This window comes from Muriicola jejuensis (assembly GCF_010671595.1).
Classification (GTDB): domain Bacteria; phylum Bacteroidota; class Bacteroidia; order Flavobacteriales; family Flavobacteriaceae; genus Muriicola; species Muriicola jejuensis.
The window spans coordinates 1,552,072-1,572,124 of sequence record NZ_JAABOP010000001.1 but is presented as its reverse complement, the minus strand read 5'-3'; the positions used below and the strand labels follow the sequence as shown (position 1 = coordinate 1,572,124).

General features: G+C 49.2%; 19 protein-coding genes. 5 read left to right on the top strand and 14 right to left on the bottom strand.

The annotated features are described in order from the left end of the window. Positions 1–4 precede the first annotated feature (4 nt). From gldD to mutY, 4 genes are read right to left on the bottom strand one after another with little or no spacing between them, the layout of a single operon-like run. Positions 5–559: a gliding motility lipoprotein GldD gene (gene gldD, locus GWK09_RS06905; protein WP_163692253.1), complete on the bottom strand. Its 555-nt coding sequence runs from the start codon at positions 557–559 to the stop codon at positions 5–7. Continuing rightward, positions 549–1,877 carry a gliding motility-associated protein GldE gene (locus GWK09_RS06900; RefSeq protein WP_283401215.1) on the bottom strand — a complete coding sequence of 443 codons (1,329 nt, stop codon included), beginning with the start codon at positions 1,875–1,877 and terminating at the stop codon, positions 549–551. The genes gldD and GWK09_RS06900 overlap by 11 nt, the downstream gene beginning before the upstream one ends. Before the next feature lie 23 nt (positions 1,878–1,900). After that, positions 1,901–2,371, bottom strand: a complete 471-nt coding sequence (locus tag GWK09_RS06895; protein WP_163692252.1) for a single-stranded DNA-binding protein — start codon at positions 2,369–2,371, stop codon at positions 1,901–1,903. Positions 2,372–2,385: 14 nt separating this feature from the next. Beyond that, a complete protein-coding gene (gene mutY / locus GWK09_RS06890; RefSeq protein ID WP_163692251.1) occupies positions 2,386–3,426 on the bottom strand; it encodes an A/G-specific adenine glycosylase in 1,041 nt (346 codons plus the stop codon). 120 nt (positions 3,427–3,546) lie between these two features. On the opposite strand from mutY, the gene GWK09_RS06885 reads away from it, so the two are divergent. The 3 genes from GWK09_RS06885 (at position 3,547) to GWK09_RS06875 (ending at position 6,156) form a co-directional block, all read left to right on the top strand. Continuing rightward, entirely contained in the window at positions 3,547–3,837 is a 291-nt protein-coding gene (locus GWK09_RS06885) for an HU family DNA-binding protein (RefSeq protein WP_129606118.1), read from the top strand. A gap of 247 nt (positions 3,838–4,084) precedes the next feature. Then, on the top strand, positions 4,085–5,632 hold the full coding sequence (locus GWK09_RS06880) for an Rne/Rng family ribonuclease (RefSeq protein WP_163692250.1): 1,548 nt from the start codon (positions 4,085–4,087) through the stop codon (positions 5,630–5,632). A 50-nt stretch (positions 5,633–5,682) separates the two neighbouring features. Continuing rightward, the gene (locus GWK09_RS06875; protein WP_163692249.1) at positions 5,683–6,156 is read left to right on the top strand and encodes a regulatory protein RecX; all 474 of its coding nucleotides are present in this window, start codon (positions 5,683–5,685) and stop codon (positions 6,154–6,156) included. Positions 6,157–6,166: 10 nt separating this feature from the next. Here the strand turns inward: GWK09_RS06875 and GWK09_RS06870 are convergent, their stop codons facing one another. The 4 genes from GWK09_RS06870 to bioA all read right to left on the bottom strand — a co-directional run bounded on the left by GWK09_RS06870 (position 6,167) and on the right by bioA (position 10,826). Beyond that, positions 6,167–7,036 carry a cupin-like domain-containing protein gene (locus tag GWK09_RS06870; RefSeq protein WP_163692248.1) on the bottom strand — a complete coding sequence of 290 codons (870 nt, stop codon included), beginning with the start codon at positions 7,034–7,036 and terminating at the stop codon, positions 6,167–6,169. Positions 7,037–7,122: 86 nt separating this feature from the next. Next, the gene (bioB, locus tag GWK09_RS06865; protein ID WP_163692247.1) at positions 7,123–8,214 is read right to left on the bottom strand and encodes a biotin synthase BioB; all 1,092 of its coding nucleotides are present in this window, start codon (positions 8,212–8,214) and stop codon (positions 7,123–7,125) included. A gap of 75 nt (positions 8,215–8,289) precedes the next feature. Then, positions 8,290–9,462, bottom strand: coding sequence for a beta-ketoacyl synthase N-terminal-like domain-containing protein (locus GWK09_RS06860; RefSeq protein ID WP_204260366.1), 1,173 nt, complete (start codon positions 9,460–9,462; stop codon positions 8,290–8,292). An 83-nt stretch (positions 9,463–9,545) separates the two neighbouring features. Further along, positions 9,546–10,826 carry an adenosylmethionine--8-amino-7-oxononanoate transaminase gene (gene bioA / locus GWK09_RS06855; RefSeq protein WP_163692246.1) on the bottom strand — a complete coding sequence of 427 codons (1,281 nt, stop codon included), beginning with the start codon at positions 10,824–10,826 and terminating at the stop codon, positions 9,546–9,548. 66 nt (positions 10,827–10,892) lie between these two features. On the opposite strand from bioA, the gene GWK09_RS06850 reads away from it, so the two are divergent. Continuing rightward, the gene (locus tag GWK09_RS06850) at positions 10,893–12,383 is read left to right on the top strand and encodes an ArnT family glycosyltransferase (RefSeq protein ID WP_163692245.1); all 1,491 of its coding nucleotides are present in this window, start codon (positions 10,893–10,895) and stop codon (positions 12,381–12,383) included. Here GWK09_RS06850 and bioD read toward each other — a convergent pair. Genes bioD through GWK09_RS06835 form a run of 3 tightly spaced genes read right to left on the bottom strand, consistent with a single transcriptional unit; the run spans position 12,369 to position 14,541 of the window. Next, positions 12,369–12,986 carry a dethiobiotin synthase gene (gene bioD / locus GWK09_RS06845; protein ID WP_163692244.1) on the bottom strand — a complete coding sequence of 206 codons (618 nt, stop codon included), beginning with the start codon at positions 12,984–12,986 and terminating at the stop codon, positions 12,369–12,371. The two genes, GWK09_RS06850 and bioD, sit on opposite strands and share 15 nt — an antisense overlap. 3 nt (positions 12,987–12,989) lie before the next feature. After that, a complete protein-coding gene (locus GWK09_RS06840; protein WP_163692243.1) occupies positions 12,990–13,373 on the bottom strand; it encodes a putative signal transducing protein in 384 nt (127 codons plus the stop codon). Next, positions 13,366–14,541: an aminotransferase class I/II-fold pyridoxal phosphate-dependent enzyme gene (locus tag GWK09_RS06835; RefSeq protein ID WP_163692242.1), complete on the bottom strand. Its 1,176-nt coding sequence runs from the start codon at positions 14,539–14,541 to the stop codon at positions 13,366–13,368. The genes GWK09_RS06840 and GWK09_RS06835 overlap by 8 nt, the downstream gene beginning before the upstream one ends. A gap of 77 nt (positions 14,542–14,618) precedes the next feature. Here GWK09_RS06835 and GWK09_RS06830 point away from each other — a divergent pair, with 77 nt between their 5' ends. Continuing rightward, positions 14,619–15,149, top strand: a complete 531-nt coding sequence (locus GWK09_RS06830; protein WP_163692241.1) for a GNAT family N-acetyltransferase — start codon at positions 14,619–14,621, stop codon at positions 15,147–15,149. Between the two features lie 12 nt (positions 15,150–15,161). On the opposite strand, the gene GWK09_RS06825 is transcribed toward GWK09_RS06830, so the two are convergent. The 3 genes from GWK09_RS06825 to GWK09_RS06815 form a co-directional block, all read right to left on the bottom strand. Further along, on the bottom strand, positions 15,162–15,440 hold the full coding sequence (locus GWK09_RS06825) for a F0F1 ATP synthase subunit epsilon (RefSeq protein WP_163692240.1): 279 nt from the start codon (positions 15,438–15,440) through the stop codon (positions 15,162–15,164). 42 nt (positions 15,441–15,482) lie between these two features. Next, positions 15,483–16,991: a F0F1 ATP synthase subunit beta gene (atpD, locus tag GWK09_RS06820; RefSeq protein ID WP_163692239.1), complete on the bottom strand. Its 1,509-nt coding sequence runs from the start codon at positions 16,989–16,991 to the stop codon at positions 15,483–15,485. 178 nt (positions 16,992–17,169) lie between these two features. Then, positions 17,170–19,920, bottom strand: coding sequence for a TonB-dependent receptor (locus GWK09_RS06815; RefSeq protein WP_163692238.1), 2,751 nt, complete (start codon positions 19,918–19,920; stop codon positions 17,170–17,172). Positions 19,921–20,053 lie beyond the last annotated feature (133 nt).

The window sequence follows — 20,053 nt, the reverse complement described above, 5'->3', positions numbered from 1 at the left end:
CTTCTTATTTCCATTTGAGGGATTCGAGGATCCGGCGTACGTCCTTCTGGAGGTAGACCGCTGCGGGATAGACCGAATCGTAATTCGGTTTTGCGTAAAAATACAGGGACCCGGTGAGGAAATGACGGGTGCTGTCGGTTGCGTAGAACTGGGCCTGAGAGGCTGCATCCCCCTTCACTTCGTAAAACATGCCAAAGACCCTGCCCGATTCGTCAATGTATTTTTGCTCCATGATGTTATCGGCCTTGATCACGTGTTCGTAAGACAGTTTCTGGGCATCGGAAAGGAGCTCCAGCAGGTTCCCTTCCACGGGCTTATAGGTGAGGTAGATAGCGCCTTTAAGGGAGGGGTAATCCAGGGTAAGGGAAGAGGATTTTTGGTCCCTGATCTGAGCCAGGCTATTGTATGCAAAGGAGTAGTCAGGGGTTTGCAGCAAGGCGGTATCGCCTTCGGGATATTCCAGCCTGAGCTGAGCCTTAGGCTTGGGCAGTACCTCCTCCTTACAGGAAGAGAATATACCCAGTATCAAAAGTAAAAGTACCGTTGTTTTAAACCTCATGCGGCAGGGTAATTTTGATTTGTTTGAGCCTTTTCCTGTCCAGGCTTTCCACCACGAATTCGTATTTATTAAAATGTATCTTCTCTCCCTTTTTGGGGAAACTTCCGGCGATCTCAAGGACGAAGCCCGCGATGGTCTCAGATTCCCCTTTTTGCTCCTCAAATTCAGTCTCGTTCTCGATCTTGGTAACCCTGTAGAAATCCTTGAGGGTGGTCTTCCCGTCAAAGACGAAGTTATGGTCATCGAGTTTGGAGAAGACCAGATCCTCATCATCGAATTCATCACTGATGTCTCCGACGATCTCCTCTATGATATCCTCCAGGGTCACGATCCCTGAGGTCCCCCCGTACTCGTCGACCACCACAGCAAGGTGAATCTTCTTTTCCTGAAATTCGAGCAGAAGGTCGTCCAGCTTTTTGTTCTCGGGAACGAAGTAAGGCTCGCGTATGAGGGAGATCCACGCGAATTGTTTCCGGTCTATATAGGGGAGAAGGTCCTTGACGTAGAGCACGCCGATCACTTTGTCGATATGGTCCGAGAATACCGGGATTCTCGAATATCCGTTCTTTTTGATCTCTTCCAGTACCTCCGGGAATTTCATGTCTTCCCTCAAGGCAAAAATATCGATCCTGGGCCTCATCACCTGTTTGGTGTCCGTATTCCCAAACGAAACAATGCCTTCGAGGATCTTCTGCTCTTCCTTGGTGGTGTCCCCTTCGGAGGTGAGTTCCAGGGCCTGCGACAGATGGTCTACACTCAGGCTTGATTTCTGCTTGCCGAACTTATTGTACATGTAGATCGTGGCCGAGCGCATCGGGCTGCTCAAAGGGGTAAGCAGGATATCCAGCACTTTGAGAGGGTAGGCCATGAAATGTGAAAACTGGTGCTTATTCCTGTTGGCGTATATTTTGGGAAGGATCTCGCCGAACATCAGGATCAGGAAGGTCGCGACCACCACCTCCAGAAGGAAGCGAACGGAGACCACCCCCATGATCTGGTAGGTGATCGATGAGAACAAGGTGTCTCCTATATCGCTGAAAAGGAGCACGATCCCGATATTTATAGCATTGTTGGCGATAAGGATGGTAGCCAACAACTTTTTGGGTCGTTCCAGAAGTTTTGAGACGATACTCCCTGCGGTTGTATTCTTTTCCTGAATTTCCTTGAGTTCTGTGACCGACAGGCTGAAGAATGCCACTTCGGCTCCTGAGATCATTGCAGAGCACCCCAGCAGTACGATCAAGACGATGACCTTTACCAAAAGCAGGTTGTCTAAGTCTGCAAAACCAAAAAGGAATTGAATGGGTTCCGGGTCCACGCGCAGGTCAGTTTGTTATGGGATCAAAAAGGCAGGTCGTCTTCCTCTTCCGGAGCGGCCAGGGATCCGGTGGGCGCTGGTTTCTGATGACGGGATACCTTTCCGGATTCGCCGGTTCCCTTCTGTGATCTTGGAGCTTCTTCTCCCATGCTGTCCTGCTTGCTGGTCAGGAAGGTAAAGTCCTGTACATGGATCTCCGTAGTGTATTTGGTTTGCCCGTCTTCTCCTTGCCACTGCCTGGTTTTCAGTCGCCCTTCCACATAGATCTTATCTCCTTTGCTGAGGTACTTTTCACAGATCTCGGCGGCCTTGTTCCTCACCACGATGTTGTGCCATTCGGTAGTGGTCACTTTTTCTCCGGTCTGTTTATTGGTATATGTCTCATTCGTGGCAATAGGAAAACGCCCGATGCAATTGCCCCCTTCGAAATAATGAAGTTTCACTTCGTCTCCCAGATGCCCAATCAGCATCACCTTGTTCAATGTTCCGCTCATGTTTCTAATTTAAATCAAAAGTACGAATTTTTAAACGTACGAAGGAATTCGGAGACCAATACGGGCACGGGGTAATCATCAATTTTTTCCAGGGGGATCCCATGTGTGATTTCCTCCTCCAACTCTATGATCCAAAACCGTGTAATCAGGTGCTGATGAGATAATTTGTGGACCACCGGTTCTTCCTTCCAGAGGGTGACCTCTCCTCCCTGATCTTCATTATTAAGGGTGCTGTATATCTCATCGGGTTCCAGCAATCGGTCTGTCTCTAAGAGGGGGAACTCGTACATATGACGCCAAATTCCTTTCCCAGTACGCTTTTGTAGCCGGGTCTTCTTGTGGCTGTCCAAATACACCAGGTAGTTGAAGAATCGGGTCTTCACTTTCTTTTGCCTGAGTTTTACGGGTAACTCGGCGACCCTTCCATCCTGCCTTGCCTTACAACTTTCATTCAGGGGACAGGTCTCACAACCCGGGTTCTGAGGCTTGCATTGCAAGGCACCAAACTCCATGATGGCCTGGTTGTAATCGCCGATGGAAGAAGGATCCATCACCTCCCTTGCCAGTTGTTTGAAATATTTTATGCCGGCAGACGTGTTGGTAGGAATCTCTACCCCGAAGTAACGGGCGAGAACCCTGTACACATTCCCGTCTACCACAGGGGTAGGCTCTTCCGAGCAGATCGAGGCAATGGCGCTTGCTGTATAATCCCCTACCCCTTTTAGTTTGACCAGTGCTTTATAAGAGGTGGGGAAACTGCCATCGTATTCCCTCTCCACAGTCCTCGCTGCGGCATGCATATTTCGGGCCCTGGAATAATATCCCAGTCCCTGCCAAAGCTTCAGAATTTCTGTCTCCGTTGCCCTGGCCAGGTCGGAGACAGTGGGAAAGCGTTCTATGAATTTCAGGTAGTACGGCATACCCTGAGCCACGCGTGTCTGTTGCAGTATTACCTCAGAAAGCCATATTTTATATGGATCCCTGGATCCCCGCCAGGGAAGCTCCCTCTTATTATCGGAATACCAGGTAAGAACAGTTTTAGAAAATCGGGTCATGCCTTAAAAGAGAGCAAAAGTAGGTTTTTAAAGACTTAAAATTAGTTCATTAGGAAGAAAGAATGAATAATATTTATATATTTGCAAGCCTGAAAAATAACAGTTTAAGTAAACACAAACATGACTAAAGCAGATATCGTATCGAAGATCTCAGAAAAATTGGGAATAGAAAAAGGTGATGTTCAAGCGACAGTGGAAACCTTCATGGAAGAGGTGAAATCATCCCTTGAGAACGGAGACAATGTGTACTTGAGAGGTTTTGGTAGCTTCATTATCAAGACTCGTGCGGAGAAGACAGGCAGGAATATCTCAAAGAACACTACCATCAAAATACCTGCTCACAACATTCCGGCATTTAAGCCAGCTAAGGTTTTTGTTGAGGGAGTAAAAAGCAACGTAGAAGTAAAGTAATAACCGAAATAAAAGCAGAGTTTTATGCCGAGTGGTAAGAAAAGAAAAAGACATAAGGTGGCCACACACAAGCGTAAAAAACGCAGAAGAGCCAACCGCCACAAGAAGAAGTAGTTGCAAAAACTACTTTTTCATTTTAGTACGTTCATTGACATAGAAATTCTAAAAGGATTTCGACGGGTTAACACAACCTGTAACAACTAATGTTTAATCCATCCTGCGTAATGCGGGATAAAAATTGATTCAGGTGAATAGAGAATTAATCGTAAGATCCAATTCTGTCGCCGTCGATTTTGCCTTGTTAAAAGATGGAAAACTCATTGAACTCCACAAAGACGAAAATGATCACAATTTCAATGTAGGGGACATTCTCCTCGCCAAGATCAGAAAACCCGTAACGGGTCTCAACGCCGCCTTTGTAAATGTGGGGTACGAAAAAGATGCTTTTTTGCACTACCACGACCTGGGGCCACAGTTGGCCTCCATGTTGAAGTTCATCAAAAAAGCGAGTACGGGGAAGCTCAAAGATTACTCCCTGAAAAACTTTCCATTCGAAAAAGACATTGACAAGCACGGATCCATCAATCAGGTGGTGAAGTCAAATCAATCCCTGCTGGTTCAAATCGTTAAAGAACCCATATCGACCAAAGGACCGCGAATTAGCTCCGAACTATCATTAGCCGGACGCTATTTGGTGATGGTCCCATTCTCTGATCGGGTTTCGGTCTCACAGAAGATCGAAAGCAATCAGGAAAAAGAAAGGCTGAAAAGACTCGTGAAGAGCATTAAGCCCAAAGGGTTCGGGGTAATCATCAGAACCGTAGCAGAAGGCAAAAAAGTCGCAGAACTGGACAAGGATCTTCAAAACTTGCTGGACAAATGGACAGCAATGTGTAAGAAATTGTACAAAGCACTCACTCCATCCAAAGTCCTGGTGGAGGTCAACAGGGCCTCCTCAATTTTAAGGGATGTGTTCAACGATACTTTCACAGGTATACACGTGGATGACGAGACGCTTTACACCCAATTGAAGGATTATGTGCATGAGATTGCACCTGATAAAGAGTCCATCGTAAAGTTGTACAGCTCTCCGGTTCCTATTTTTGAAAAATTCGGGATCGAGAGACAAATCAAAACCTCTTTCGGGCGCACCGCGTCCATGAGCAAAGGTGCCTACCTGGTCATTGAGCACACCGAAGCCCTCCACGTTATTGACGTGAATAGCGGCAACCGGTCCAACAAGGCCAACAATCAGGAAGACACGGCTCTGGAGGTAAATATGCTTGCCGCCACCGAGATCGCCAGACAATTGCGTCTGAGGGATATGGGCGGGATCATCGTGGTCGACTTTATCGATATGGTAAAATCAGACCACAGAAGAAAGCTCTTCGATCATCTCAGGAAAGAGATGAAAGATGACCGGGCCAAGCATAAGATCTTGCCGCCCAGCAAATTTGGACTGGTGCAGATTACACGCCAGCGTGTGCGGCCGGAGATCAACATCAAAACCACTGAGGAAAACCCCAGTGGCAGCAACCAGGAGGTAGAGGCTCCAATCGTTCTGATCGAAAAGATCAATGTAGACCTGGAACACCTTTTAAAGAACACCAAGAAAGAAAAGGGGATCGTGCTCAACACCCATCCATTTATCGCGGCGTATCTGACCAAGGGCTTTCCATCGATCAGGTCGAAGTGGTTCCTGGAGCACAAGAAATGGATCAAGATCCAGCCCAGGGATGCCTACACCTACCTCGAGTACCATTTCAAAGACAAGAATGGGAAAGAACTCATATAAAGAAGCGGCTTCAGCAGAAGCCGCTTTTTTTGTTTTAGTACCTTTGAACCATGCGTTCAAGACCTTCGTATACCCTTACTGAGGCCACCAGAAAATTGGAGAGGTACTGTGCCTATCAGGACAGGTGCCACCAGGAAGTATTGGTGAAACTCAAAGAAATGGGCATGATCCCGGAAGCCATAGACCAGATCATGGGCCATCTTATCTCTGGGGGTTTTCTCAACGAGGAGCGCTTTGCGCGTAGCTTTGCACGGGGGAAGTTCAGGATCAAAAAGTGGGGACGCGTCCGCATCACCCGGGAATTGAAAAAAAGAGAGATCTCTCCGTATATCATAAAATTAGCCCTGGAAGAGGTAGAGGACCAGGAATATTCCGATGCACTACAGGCACTGGCCAGGAAACGGCTCTCCCAGTTGAAAGGCCTCGATCCCCGCCTTCAGAAAAAAAAGCTGTACGATTACCTGCTCTACCGCGGATGGGAAAGTTCCCGGGTCTATGACCAGTTGGACGAGCTTTTCCCCTGAGACACCCCTTTCAGGAAGGGAGGGTCCTGAGTACCTTTTCGGTGCGCTCTATCGCTTTGCGATTCTTCCAGTCTATCCATTTTTTACCTCTTATCTTTCGCATTCCGTTATCGAAATAACGCATAAAGACCACATTGTAGACCGCCTTGCCCAGGTTCAGGGGATTTCGGGCCACCGACCTGAGGCTCATGGAAAAACCGGGGGTTATATATCTCATATAGTGCCAGTAACCTTCAGGCATATACAGCACTTCCCCGTGTTCCAGATAGGTCCTGTAACCGGAGGCATGTCTGAGTCCGGGCCATCTTTCGTAATCGGGATATGAGAAGTCGATCGACTCATGGGTGATCAGGGAATGGGGTACCTTGTACAGGTATTTGTTTTCGCTTTGAGGGAACAGGATGCATTCCTTCCGGCCCGCAAAATGAAAGTGAAAGATGTTCGCCAGGTCTATGTCGTAATGCATAAATGTATAGGAGTCCATCCCCCCGAAGAACAGCATGGGTAAACCTTTCAGGAGCGGTATGCCAAAATCAGGAAATGAAAAGTCGTTCTGGAGTTCCGGAACCTCTTTCATCACATTCCAGAGGAAGATCCTGTACTTGGTCGGCTCTTTCTGGAGCAGATCGAGGTAGTCCTTCATCTTCATGGTGGCGTGTGGCTGATTAAATCCTTCCTTGTGGTCCACAGGCCGGTTGTCGTAGAGGGGTACGGTCTTCTCCCCCACCACCTTGCGGATATAATCGAAGTCCCATTTGGAATAGGCCGGCCAGTCCCGTATACTCTCCGTCATTACCACAGGCCTCTGCGGCTTCAAATAGTCTCTAAGGAATTCCTCTTTGGTCAGTGACCCAACCCGGGGTATCTCTTGTAGTTTCAATTCGAACCTGATTTATCAGTTTATCAAAGGTAGAAAATCGAATCTATTTGTCGATTCTGTTAAAGATGTTCGTCCCTCACTGGCATTTACCTGGATTTAGCCTTTTGCCTGGCCAACTCGTTTCTCTCGATCTGATGTCCTGGTCTCGTCCACCTGGGTTTCTCCCCCTGGGCTGCAAGCTGAGACTCCTCCTGCTCTACCGTTTTGGGCTGGGGCATTTTCTCAAAAGCTGCCTGAGGTTCCAGACCCAGCAGACGGAACATTTCCATGTCCTCATTCACATCGGGATTGGGGGTGGTAAGCAATTTATCCCCTGCAAAGATAGAGTTCGCCCCTGCGAAGAAACACATGGCCTGCCCTTCCCTGCTCATCCCGGTCCGGCCAGCCGAGAGCCTTACCTGGGTCTCGGGCATGACGATCCGGGTAGTGGCCACCATCCTTATCATATCCCAGATAGGGACGGGTTCCATATCTTCCATCGGCGTGCCTTCCACGGCTACCAGGGCATTGATAGGTACGGATTCCGGCTGAGGATCCAGGGTTGCCAGGGCGACCAGCATTCCGGCCCTGTCCTCCAATTTTTCCCCCATCCCTATGATGCCCCCGCTGCAGACGGTCACATTGCTCTTCCGCACATTGTCAATGGTATCCAGCCGGTCCTGAAAAGCCCTTGTGGAGATCACGTCCTTGTAATAGTCCTCTGATGTGTCGAGATTGTGATTGTATGCATACAATCCGGCCTCAGCAAGGCGTTTGGCCTGGTTCTCGGTCAGCATGCCAAGGGTACAGCAAACCTCCATGTCGAGTTTGTTGATGGTCCTCACCATTTCCAGCACCTGGTCGAATTCGGGTCCGTCCTTTACATTCCTCCAGGCCGCACCCATACACACCCTTGAACTCCCTGAAGCCTTGGCACGTAAGGCTTGTGCCTTAACCTGGGAGACACTCATCAGGTCATTCCCTTCTATGTCGGTATGGTAACGGGCCGCCTGTGGGCAATACCCGCAATCTTCCGGACACCCCCCGGTTTTGATAGAGAGCAGGGTGGAAACCTGTACTTTGTTGGGATCGTGGTATTTTCTGTGAACCGTCGCCGCCCTGTAGAGCAGTTCCATCATCGGCATCCGGTAAATGTCCAGGATCTCTTCTTTAGTCCAATTATGTCTAACCTCTTTCATGTATTCTTTTTATGGCTCGTTAAAAATAGAGAATCTTGTGAAATACAGGTCATATTCTTCTATATATCCCAAACCTTAATGGACCCCGGGCCTTCTCAGTAAAATACTCACCGCATTTCCGCCAAAACCGACGGCATTCACCATAATCCTGTTCAAGTTCCTGGATATCGGGTTTTCCCCTTCATAGGGAAGGGGTATGAATACCTGGTGTCTCAGCATAAGGATCGCCAGTTCCATGCTCAGCATACCCGAAGTTCCGAGGGTGTGCCCCACCTTCCATTTATTGGAAGTGAGCAGCGGAAGGTCGGATCCAAATACTTTCTCCACAGCTCGATACTCCGCCTCGTCACCTTTTATTGTCCCGGGAGCGTGCAGGACCACAGCGTCCACTTCAGAAGGGTGCAGGTCGCCCATGGCCATGCGCATCGACCTCTGGAAACAATCTGCTTCAGCAGAAATGGAAACAGAAGATTCCAGGACCTCCGTAGCATATCCTACCCCATCGATCAGGGCCAGACTGTCCGGGGATTCCCCGGATTGCAGGCAGGCTATGGCAGCGCCTTCACCCAGCACCATGGTATTCCCTTCCTTATTGAGGTCCAGGGCCCTGCACGGAAACGGGCCCCGGTCTGTGGCATAGATCTTGAGCGCCTTCATCTGGGCCAGGGTAAAAGGCGTGAGGGGAGCCTCACTCCCCCCTGTCAGGAACCGGTCGGCCATCCCACCTTGTATCCAGGCTATCCCGTTGAGTACCGCATGCAGGGCGGTTGAACAGGTGATGGAATGCGAGATCTCAGGACCAGAGGTGCGCAGGTCGTGAGCAACCCAGGAAGAGATATTGCCCAGGGTGGTAACCGGGGAGGTCCAGGGTGGTATAATGCCGTTGTCAATAAATTGCCGGTGATGCGATTCAAAGATCCCCGTTGCACCTCTTGATGAACCGATGTTTATTCCAAAAGATCTATTTCCATCCCATCCGGCAGATTCTACCGCCAGCCTGGAGACATCCAGAGCGAAGAGTACGGTGTCATCCAACTTCCTATATTGGGATTGGGATCCCTTTATCTTATCTATTCCCTTTCTTTGATCCTCAGAAATGGGCGCCACAAAGGTACTTTGGTCCTCAAAAGGCATCTCCACCAGGGCATGGCGTTGCGACAGGTAGGCCGCCCATACCTCATCACTTCCCCTTCCCAGAGCGGAGAGGGATTCTATGGCCATGACAGATACTGGTGTTCTTAAACTCATCTTTTATCGGGACAAAAATAAGGCTTCTCTTGTTCTACTCCTTTCACGGGAGCCTCAATTATGGATTAAGAAGGAGTTCGTGCTTATTCCTTTTCAAAATCCATATCGAGGCCTTTCCATACCACTTCATAGACCTTATCTAACTGGGCATCGCTGATGACATAAGGAGGGAGAAGATAGATCGTGTTCCCCAGGGGTCGCAAAAAGACTCCTTCCTCCATAAAATAGGAATAGAGTCTGTCCCGAAGAGACCCGTATCGGGCAGTTTGGACAGCGAGATCCAGGGCGTAGATCACCCCCGTCTGCCGGGTTGAGGCCACCCTGGGATGCTCTTTGATGCGCTTATCGAATTCTTGGTGTCTTCGGATGATACGGTTGATATTTTCCTGCATCTCCCCGGAAAGCAATAACTGAAGAGCCGCAAGAGCTGCCCTGCAGGCAAGCGGATTGGCGGTGTAGGTATGCCCGTGGAAAAAGCCCTTTTGCAGGGTGTCGTCATAAAAAGCGTCATATATCTTTCGGGAGCAGCTCGTAATGGCCATGGGAAGCAATCCCGCTGTCAGTGCTTTGGACAGACAGATGATATCTGGTTTGATCGTCAGCTGGTCTGAGGCGAAGAGGGTGCCCGTCTTGCCAAAACCCGTCATCACCTCATCGGCTATGGTGATCACCCCAAACATTTTCATCAACCTCAGGATACGGCAGAGGTGTTCGGGCCTGTGCATCTTCATAGCGGCGGCTCCCTGAACCAGGGGTTCGTAAATAAAACCGGCTACGTCCTTTTTTTGCAGTCTTTTCTCCAGGTGTTGCAGTACTTCTTCTATTGTGTCTTCATCAGGAACAGGGATGCGTTCCACTTGTATAAAATGTTCCTCGAATGGTCCGTTATAGGCAGATAACCCTGATACGGACATGGCCCCGAAAGTATCCCCGTGGAATCCCTCCTCAAAAGCGAGCATGACATTTCGCTTTTCGCCCAGGTTGTGAAAGTACTGTAGGGCCATCTTGATCCCGATCTCAGTGGCGGTGGACCCGTTGTCCGAAAAGAAGAGTTTTTCCTGGTTGTACGGCAGGACAGCCATCAGGGCCTCGGAGAGGGCAATAGCCGGTTCGTGTGTAAACCCACTGAAGACCACCTGGTCCAGTTTATGCATCTGATCTGTGACAGCCCCTGTGATCTTTGGGTGACAATGGCCATACATTGCCGTATACCAGGATGCTATGGCGTCTATGTATGCCCTTCCGTCCTCATCCGTGAGTACGGCCCCTTCCGCTTTGGTGATCCCCAACATATGGCCATGGGTCTTGTGCTGTGTAAGAGGATGCCAAAGGTGTTTTCTGTCTCTTGTGGTAAGTTTCTCCAAGCCTGATATTTTTGGGCAACATTGAAATACATATCTTGCAGAGCGAGGGAGGACCCGCCAAAAGATATGACGCACAAAGTTATAACATCTCTTATACCTAATTACCAGAATCTGAAGGATAGTAAGGTATTTTTGGGATTGGCCCTTCTCTCCGTTGCACTGCGATTTCCCTTTTTCTTCAGGGACTACATAGACCGGGATGAAAGCACTTTCATCCTTATGGCTCAATCCTGGGTGGAAGGTCATCTTCCTTATACCCAGCTATGGGACCTGAAACCTCCCCTGGTCTTTCTTTTTTTCTCTGCAATCATCTACTTCTTCGGAAAAAGCTTTATTGCGATAAGGTTATTTGGTGCCCTAGCCGTAGCCGTGATTTCCTTTTTCACCTATAAAGCGGGGAAGGAGGTACATTCATCCCGTACCGGTTTCTGGCCTGCAATAGGATGTGTTTACCTGTTAAGTCTCTTTGGGAGCGTGCAGGGGGTGATGTCCGAGCACCTGAGCATGCTGTTATTCGTGCCTGCCCTCTTTTTCCTCCTGAAATTCAAAAAAAAGCGAGGCTATTTCCTGGCCGGTATCTTCTTCGGTCTATCCCTAATGATGAAGTTGAATCTGGCCTATGCCCTTCTTGGTGTTTTCATCTGGGTCATGACGAGATCACAGCAAGAGCGCCGTTTACACCTGGGTATTGAACGTACGATCCTCATGGGCACGGGAGTGTTACTGGCCATTGTAGCTACTTTTTTGCCCTACCTTCTGGCGGGAATCCCTGAGGTATGGGTAGATTCTGTGATCAAAGCCCCTCTGGCCTATTCCACAGATCAGCAAAATTCAGTTTTCAAGGTCCTTCCCCTTGCAGGCGTTCTAATAGTCCTGGGGATTGCCTGCTGGAAAAAGAAATGGATCGATTTTTCCGAACCCAAGGTCCAATTGCTCGCTATAGTGATAGCGGGGGTTGTGTTCTCTTTCCTCAAGAGCGGGAAGGTGAACGGCCATTACCTTATGCAGCTTTACCCTATGATCCTCATCCTCCTGGGGATTGCTTTGTCCAATGCCCTGATATACCGCACCAAATATTATCCGATCGTGCTGCTATTGACTATCCTACTGCCCGTGGAATCCTATTTGGAGCTCACCAATATCGTAAAGAACAAAAAGGAACACGGCACTTACTACAACGGGGAGGGATTTACGGTCCCTGAATTTATCAGGGAACACCACCTCAACCAGGAAGAAATCCTTTTTTTTGAGTACCATATCGGGTATTGGTTACTGGGTTCTTCCCCTCCTTCCAAGGCCGCAACGCACCCCAGTAATATATGCAGGCCTGCCCTGTATCCCTTTTTTAAGAATCCCAGAAAGAATGCCCTTGAGGAACTCCAATTCCTGCTGGACACGTTAAGACCCAAAACCGTGGTCACCCGAAAGGACAAACCGGTTTTTGACAAGGAATACGTGGCAGAAGATGCTTATGTCAGAGGTTATTTGTCCGAGCACTACCGCCTGGAGGGAACGGTGGGCCGGGCGGAGGTTTTTTCTAGACTAGAGGGCCAGTAAGGAGTCTCTGAATTGAGAGGCATACCTTCTTACAGTCTCCCTGTCAATTTGGTCCTCCTCTGAGATCCTCCCAATACAGCGCACCCCGGTTTTCGAAAGGATGATTTGCTCTGTGGTCGGGTGTTCATTCCCACTGAACAATATTACGGGCTCGAAACCCCTGTTCCGAAGGGCCTCAATGGTCAGTAGGGAGTGGTTGATACTCCCCAGGTAATGCCTGGAAACTACCAATACCTTATAGTGCGGTTTGATAAGATCCGAAATGGTTTCCGCATCGTTCAGGGGGACGAGGAGTCCGCCTGCACCTTCGATCACCAGGTGATTCCCGGTTTCCGGTTCTACAATGCGTTCCCTCTCGATCCTGATCCCGTCTATCTCAGCAGCGGCATGCGGACTCATAGGCGTCCTGAGGGCATAGCTGTTGTTGTGGATCACCGTTTTTTGATTGCTGATCAGACTATGCACCTTATGGTTGTCAGAATAGTCGAGGTCTCCCGCCTGAACGGGTTTCCAGTAATCCGCTTCAAGCGCTTCGACGATAATGGCTGAAGCAAGGGTCTTTCCGACCTCGGTAGAGATCCCTGTTACGAATATCCGTTTCACTTCTTATTGGGGTTGGGTGATCATGCCACATTTAAGGCATCTGTACTTCTTTTTTTCAAAAAAAGGGAAGAGCTTATTGAAGATGCCTTTTCTGGCGTAATACGCCTCTGATCGCTGCGCCTTGCAGTTGGGACAGGTCACGGGATTGCCCTCGTCATCCACGGCATATCTCCTGAACTCATCGTATATAGCAATTGCCCTGTCCTTGTCCCTGGTGTAAACCTGGAGTTTCACCCCTCCTATAGCCTGACTCACAAGGGGGTCCGTATTCAGGAAGTTTTCATCTCTCAGGAACACATAGATCCCCTCAGCTTCCAGCCGGCCTTTGATAACCTGTACATCCGCCGGATATTCAAAGGCTCCCAGGGTATAGAATTTTTCAGGCATGGACGATTTCTTCAAGGGCATGCGCCAATATACTCAATACTTCTTTTATTTCCTCTACCGCATTGAAACTGTGAAGGCAGAATCTGATCCTCTCCTTCCCCGCCGGGACTGTGGGAGCGAGGATAGGGCGAACATCGAACCCGCTTTTATTCAATAGATCTGTTACCTGTTTCACCGTATTATTTCCGGGTATTATACAGGAATGAATGGCAGACGTACTGGGAATAAAGCGTTCTTTTAAACCCCGGGTCTTCAACTCTTCCAGAAAGACCGAAATATGAGACCTCAGCCGTTCATTCCTCTCTCGGAGCGTATCCTTGCTCATGTGGTCACAGACGTAGAGCACCGAGGCTATGCTCATAGGAGGAAGAGCCGTGGAATAGATGAAACTACGGGCAAAATTGATCAAATAGGACCTAAGTTCCTCACTACCGAGGACCGCAGCCCCCTGTACCCCCATGCCCTTGCCGAAGGTAACGATCCTGGCAAATGCCATTTGATCCAATAATTCTCCCATCCTGTTCCCGGTACTGTTCTCCCACCATTCTTTCAGCTTATGTGCCTCGTCCAGGACAAGTCTGCAGCCAAACTCCGAACACAGGTCAAGCAGAGATGGGAGGTCTGGCTGATCCCCATCCATGGAAAATACCGCTTCAGTGGCTATATAACATTGAACCGCTCTGTCTCCCTCTGGCCTTATGCGCCTGAGGATCTGCCTGAGGTCCTCGAGATCATTGTGCTTGTATTTATAGCTCCGGCCGAGGCCCATTCGGATACCGTCCCTCATGCTGGCATGTACGTATTCATCGAACAGGACCACGTCATCCCTCTGGGGAACTGAGGAAAAGAAGCCCAGGTTGGCGTCGTAGCCGGAGTTGAAGATAAGGGCGCTTTCTGACCCATAGAGACGCGCGAGTGAGATCTCAGTCCTTTCATGGAGTTCGGTATTCCCGGATAACAACCGGGATCCTGTAGATCCATTGCGCATCAAACCCATGGATTCCAGTATGCTTAAGGCCCCATGGAAGACCTCCTCTTCCCGGGCCATCCCCAAATAATCATTAGAGACAAAATCCGTTTTCCCCGAACCTTTCTTTAGCTCACGGAACGTATTTTGCTCTTTCCTCTCCTGCAATTTCTTCCCCAGTTTTTCAGGAAATCTATCCATGGTTTCAAAGGTAGTATTTAGATGAATATATGTTATCTTGAAATGGTATATCCAATAAACCTAATACCACACAATAAATGCCTGTAGAATACGGTCGGGCCGGAACGGATCAGGATCTTAAGGAGATCCTGCTATTGCAGGAGAAGAACCTGCCCCCCCAACTCACAGAAGAGATCAGGGAACGGGAAGGCTTTTTGACCGTTTCCCATACCCTCGACTTACTAGGCAGGATGAATGAGGTCTGTCCGCATATCATCGCCAGGAAAAAAGGGCGTGTGGTAGGATATGCCCTTTGCATGCATCCCGATTTCTCTGAGGACATCCCCATCCTCAGGGCCATGTTTAATCAGATCAGGGCCAGTCTACCATCGGGAAAGACCTTTATGGTGATGGGGCAGGTCTGTATAGATAAGGACTACAGAAAACAGGGTATTTTCAGGGGATTGTACCGAACCATGAAGGAGGCCTTGAGCGACCGGTTCGATCTGATCGTCACCGAAGTGGATGGTCGCAACAGGAGGTCCCTGGAGGCCCATCTGGCCATCGGTTTTCAGGTACTAAAAAAATACCAGTCCGATGGAAGGGACTGGTATCTTATTATCCTTTAAAGGAATTTGCGGTCAGTCTACCAGAACGATCACTTTATTGTCGTTCATCTCCATGGTGCCACTGCTGATGGACAAGGTCATTTTCCCATCGGGGCTTTTCCTGAATTTAGCTTCGTGCTCCTCGGAGATCTTTACCTCACCCCCTATTTTAACCACTCCTTCCTGCAGGAGGGACACGATAGGAGCGTGGTTGTCGAGCACCTGGAATTCCCCGTTCAAACCCGGGACGGTTACGGAGGTAACATTTCCTTCAAACAGGGTTGCTTCGGGGGATACGATCTCTAAATGCATCTTTTTACTTCTTGTTATCTACCTGTACAGCAGAAATTACAATTAGGCTTCTGCCAGCATTTTTTCACCTGCTTCAATGGCCTCTTCTATGGTACCTTTCAGGTTGAAGGCAGATTCCGGAAGGTGATCCAGCTTGCCGTCCATGATCATGTTGAAGCCTTTGATAGTGTCTTTAATATCTACCAGTACTCCTGGGATTCCCGTGAACTGCTCTGCAACGTGGAAGGGCTGTGAAAGGAATCTCTGTACCCTCCTGGCCCGGCCCACGGCCAGTTTATCCTCTTCGGATAATTCTTCCATCCCGAGGATGGCAATGATATCCTGAAGTTCTTTGTAGCGCTGGAGCAACTCCTTAACGCGCTGCGCACAGGCATAGTGTTCTTTCCCGAGTATATCAGCGGTAAGGATCCTGGAAGTGGAATCCAGTGGATCCACTGCAGGATAGATACCCAATTCCGCGATCTTACGAGACAATACTGTGGTGGCATCCAGGTGGGCAAAGGTGGTTGCAGGGGCAGGGTCTGTCAAGTCATCCGCAGGCACATAGACCGCCTGAACAGAGGTGATAGATCCCCTTTTGGTTGAGGTGATACGCTCCTGCATGGCCCCCATTTCAGTAGCCAGGGTAGGCTGGTATCCCACCGCAGAAGGCATACGTCCCAGAAGGGCAGAAACCTCAGAACCTGCCTGGGTAAAACGGAAGATGTTGTCTACGAAGAAAAGCACGTCCTTCCCTTGTCCTTCGCCTGAACCATCGCGGAAGTACTCAGCGATCGTCAGTCCGGAGAGGGCCACACGGGCACGGGCTCCGGGCGGCTCGTTCATCTGGCCGAATACGAAGGTCGCTTTGGATTCCTTCATGGCTTTCTTATCTACTTTGGAGAGGTCCCATCCCCCTTCTTCCATGGAATGGAGGAATTTATCCCCGTATTTTATAATTCCGGATTCCAGCATCTCCCTGAGGAGGTCGTTCCCTTCACGGGTCCTTTCCCCAACACCGGCAAAAACTGAAAGTCCACCGTGTCCCTTGGCGATGTTGTTGATCAGCTCCTGGATGAGTACGGTCTTTCCAACACCAGCTCCACCAAACAGACCGATCTTCCCTCCCTTGGCGTAGGGCTCGATCAGGTCAATTACCTTAATCCCGGTATAGAGTACCTCTGTGGAGGTTGAAAGGTCTTCGAATTTAGGGGCTTCCCTGTGGATAGGAAGGCCGTTTTTACCCTCCTTGGGCAGGTTACCGATCCCATCAATAGCATCACCGATCACATTGAACAGCCTGCCGTAAATATCCTCGCCTATCGGCATTTGAATGGCCTTCCCGGTGGAGACTACCTCTACTCCCCGACTTAAACCGTCGGTGGAGTCCATGGAGATAGCGCGTACACTGTTCTCACCAATGTGAGACTGAACCTCCAGTACCAGGAGAGAACCATCACTCTTTGTGATTTCCAGTGAATCATAGATTTTTGGAAGATCCGATCCGGATTCGAATTGAACGTCGATCACCGGCCCGATGATCTGAGAGACTTTACCAGTTACTTTAGCCATTCTTCAAAATTTATCTATTAAGGAAATCTGCGGCCATTTTTAATGTGGTCATGGCACCTTTTTTCCGGCTGCAAAGATATATCTTCACATTGTAAATAAGAAGGCTTTAGGTTGATTTTTTCACATAAAAAAAGCACCGGTTCACCGGTGCTTTCATTTGATGCTTATGTACTGCCTTTTAAGGGTTTACCGTCCAGCTCACGTAGAAGATGGAACCTACGGCCCCTGTGCCTATAGCTGAGAAATATTCATATCCCAAAATATTGGATCCTCCCACTTTGAACACCGATTTGATATCCGGCACAGCATAATTGATCTGGGCGTCGAGAACGGTGAACGAAGGTAGTTGCCCGTCAGCGAAGGTCGCCTGCCAGAAGTAGGTATCGCTCCAGCGGTAATTCACGTTAAAGCCGAAGTTCTTGAACAACTCCGTATTCCCGAAAGAGGCTTTCACCTTATGGTTGGGGGTGTTGAAGTTGGTCCTGAAATCCGGGAAGGCGGCCTGGTCGAAATCGAGTTCCGCGTAGGTGTAATTCACACCCAGGTCAAAGTTGCCGAACACCTTTACATCCACCCCTATATTCGCACCATAGGAATTGATGTCTGCCAGGGAATTCGTATAGGTCTGATAGGCAAAGAAATCCCCGTTCTGTAAAGCGAGCAGGGAAAGTGCGTTGTCCCCGGCCTGTCCGTAAAATGGAACCAGCACGGTAGTGTTAGAGATAAAATTATTGTATTGGTTGTAGTAACCACTCAGGTCGATGGTGACCTTCCCGAACTGCCCCCTGTACCCCAGTTCGAACGCCGTGATCTCCTCGGGCTGTACCAAAGGGGTATTCACTGCTGTAGGTGTTCCCGCATTGACGGAAGCCAGGGAGAAGGCGTTCTCATAAGCATCCCTGCCTACTACGGTGGCCGTACTGGAGCCCGTGATGGTTTGTCCGGAACTGCTGACAGGGAAAGACCTGATGTCCCTGTCGAGGTTATTAGGAGCAGAACCTACAAGAATAGCCCTACCTGCATTAAGACCGATGAATAGATCCTGGGTAGTAGGGTTTCGGAATCCCTGCTGGGCTGAGATGCGAATATTATGATTTCGATTCTCTCCAGCCGTATATGCCAGGGAAACCCTCGGAGAGAAGAACCCATCAAAGAACTCGTTCTTATCGTAACGAACAGATCCCGTGAATTTTAAACGCTCTTCCAGAAATTTCTTTTGGATCTGCAAATAGGCGCCGTATTCATTGTAGTTGATGGGCCCATCGAAGTCTGTGAATATAGTCCCGTTGGAATTCAAAACATACTCCCTGAAGGAACCTCCGATCTGGATGTCAGCAAAATCTGAGGTGAGGTGAGTGAAATTGTAATTGGCATCTACGTGCCTCAGTTGGGTGTTGTCGATGAACTTAGCCCCTGTGGTAAGGTCCCCGTCATTGATCACCTGGTTAAAGGCATTCTGGAATTGTGGGGTTCCGGGCAGAAAACGTCCGGTATCTGCAGTCTGTCTTGCAATGGCATGTGCTGTGGCATCATCCAGTGGATTCCCTGTTCCCACTCCAAGTCGGGCCCCAATATACGTCTGGGCGTATTCCGTAAACCACTGCGTATCTCCTTTCCATCTTCGGTTTACGTTGATGGCCGCAAAACGGGTGTCGTAGGAATCCCCTGAGCCCTCGGAGGTGATATATCCCCTGAGGAAGAAATTGTCATTGCGGAATTCCAGTTTGTGCTGTTGCAGGATGAAATTTTTGATGGAGTAACGGTTGGCACCCTGGTAAAGGGTATTTCCACGTCCTATCCTTCCGTTGTAGACGATCTCAAAATCATCGGCGAAAGGCCTGTAGTAGACGGAGAAGTCCGTTTTTACACTTTCGGCTGCATAATTGGCCAGGTCGATCTCATCGTATCCGGTCCGGGTAACAAAGGCTGAACCTACTGTTCCCGAAGGCAATCCAGCCAGGGCATCGAAGTTGAGGAGGGTTCCTACCTCATCCCCGTAAACGTTGAGGCCGTCATAGGCGGGATTGGTCCTGTCGGCTCCGGGTCTGTTCAGGTCGTCTGTGCGGTTTGCATGCCAGTCTTCCCCTTTGAGGAAGGAGAAATTGGCCTTTACAGCCAGTTTATCACTAAAGGCGTGTGCTGCCCGTATTCCGAAGTCGTAATAATTGTTGTCTCCTGCTGCTTCCTGTGAGGTGATCCCTGTCTTGAAGTAGGCACTGATCCCCTGAAAGTCGAACGGACTCTTACTCCTCATAAACAGGATACCGTTGAAGGCACCTGCACCGTATAGGGCAGAAGAGGCCCCCGGAAGGATCTCCACGCTTTGCACCTCCAATTCGGACATACCCACAAGGTTACCTAGAACGAAGTTGAGTCCGGGTGCCGAGTTGTCCATCCCGTCTACCAATTGCATAAAACGGGTATTGGCAAAGGTTGCAAAACCCCTGGTGTTGATGGATTGGAAGGTCAAACTGTTGGTATTGATGTCGACTCCCTTCAAATTCTGAAGTCCGCCATAGAAAGATTCCGCTGCGGCGTTCTTGATCTCTTTCAGACCAAATCGCTCCACGGAGACCGGGGATTCGAAAAGCCTTTCCGGAGTCCTAGAAGCGGAGACCACGATCTCATCCAGAAGGGTCTGCGCCTCCTTAAGAACGATAGCGACCGTCTGATTACTTGAGGTGATCTGAGTGGTTACCTCGGTATATCCTATACTTGAGACCCTGATGACAAAAGGAGGATTCTGGGAGGTGGCCAGAGTAAAGTTACCGTCAAAATCAGAAACCGTTCCTGTGGTAGTTCCAATGATTACGACGTTTGCTCCGGGGACAGGTTCACCGGCTTCGTCCTTTACCGTACCCTGTACGGTAGTTTGTGCATGCATTCCAAATCCTAGGAGCAGGAAGAATAATAAAAGCGTTGTTCTCATTCGTCTGGGTCTTTAATTTGCGAGCAATTTAACGATTTTTTTACATCGTCGAATACTAATATGAAAAAAAGCTATGGGATCAATTGACAATCCCTAAACAAAAACGAGGGAAGATTGTCAATCCCTCAAGAAA

Excerpts from the sequence above, each read along its gene's own strand:
- gldD (WP_163692253.1), bottom strand. The coding sequence starts at position 559 with ATGAGGTTTAAAACAACGGTACTTTTACTTTTGATACTGGGTATATTC.
- GWK09_RS06895 (WP_163692252.1), bottom strand. The coding sequence starts at position 2,371 with ATGAGCGGAACATTGAACAAGGTGATGCTGATTGGGCATCTGGGAGAC.
- mutY (WP_163692251.1), bottom strand. The coding sequence starts at position 3,426 with ATGACCCGATTTTCTAAAACTGTTCTTACCTGGTATTCCGATAATAAG.
- GWK09_RS06885 (WP_129606118.1), top strand. The coding sequence starts at position 3,547 with ATGACTAAAGCAGATATCGTATCGAAGATCTCAGAAAAATTGGGAATA.
- GWK09_RS06875 (WP_163692249.1), top strand. The coding sequence starts at position 5,683 with ATGCGTTCAAGACCTTCGTATACCCTTACTGAGGCCACCAGAAAATTG.
- bioB (WP_163692247.1), bottom strand. The coding sequence starts at position 8,214 with ATGAAAGAGGTTAGACATAATTGGACTAAAGAAGAGATCCTGGACATT.
- GWK09_RS06860 (WP_204260366.1), bottom strand. The coding sequence starts at position 9,462 with ATGAGTTTAAGAACACCAGTATCTGTCATGGCCATAGAATCCCTCTCC.
- GWK09_RS06850 (WP_163692245.1), top strand. The coding sequence starts at position 10,893 with ATGACGCACAAAGTTATAACATCTCTTATACCTAATTACCAGAATCTG.
- GWK09_RS06840 (WP_163692243.1), bottom strand. The coding sequence starts at position 13,373 with ATGCCTGAAAAATTCTATACCCTGGGAGCCTTTGAATATCCGGCGGAT.
- GWK09_RS06835 (WP_163692242.1), bottom strand. The coding sequence starts at position 14,541 with ATGGATAGATTTCCTGAAAAACTGGGGAAGAAATTGCAGGAGAGGAAA.
- GWK09_RS06830 (WP_163692241.1), top strand. The coding sequence starts at position 14,619 with ATGCCTGTAGAATACGGTCGGGCCGGAACGGATCAGGATCTTAAGGAG.
- GWK09_RS06825 (WP_163692240.1), bottom strand. The coding sequence starts at position 15,440 with ATGCATTTAGAGATCGTATCCCCCGAAGCAACCCTGTTTGAAGGAAAT.
- atpD (WP_163692239.1), bottom strand. The coding sequence starts at position 16,991 with ATGGCTAAAGTAACTGGTAAAGTCTCTCAGATCATCGGGCCGGTGATC.
- GWK09_RS06815 (WP_163692238.1), bottom strand. The coding sequence starts at position 19,920 with ATGAGAACAACGCTTTTATTATTCTTCCTGCTCCTAGGATTTGGAATG.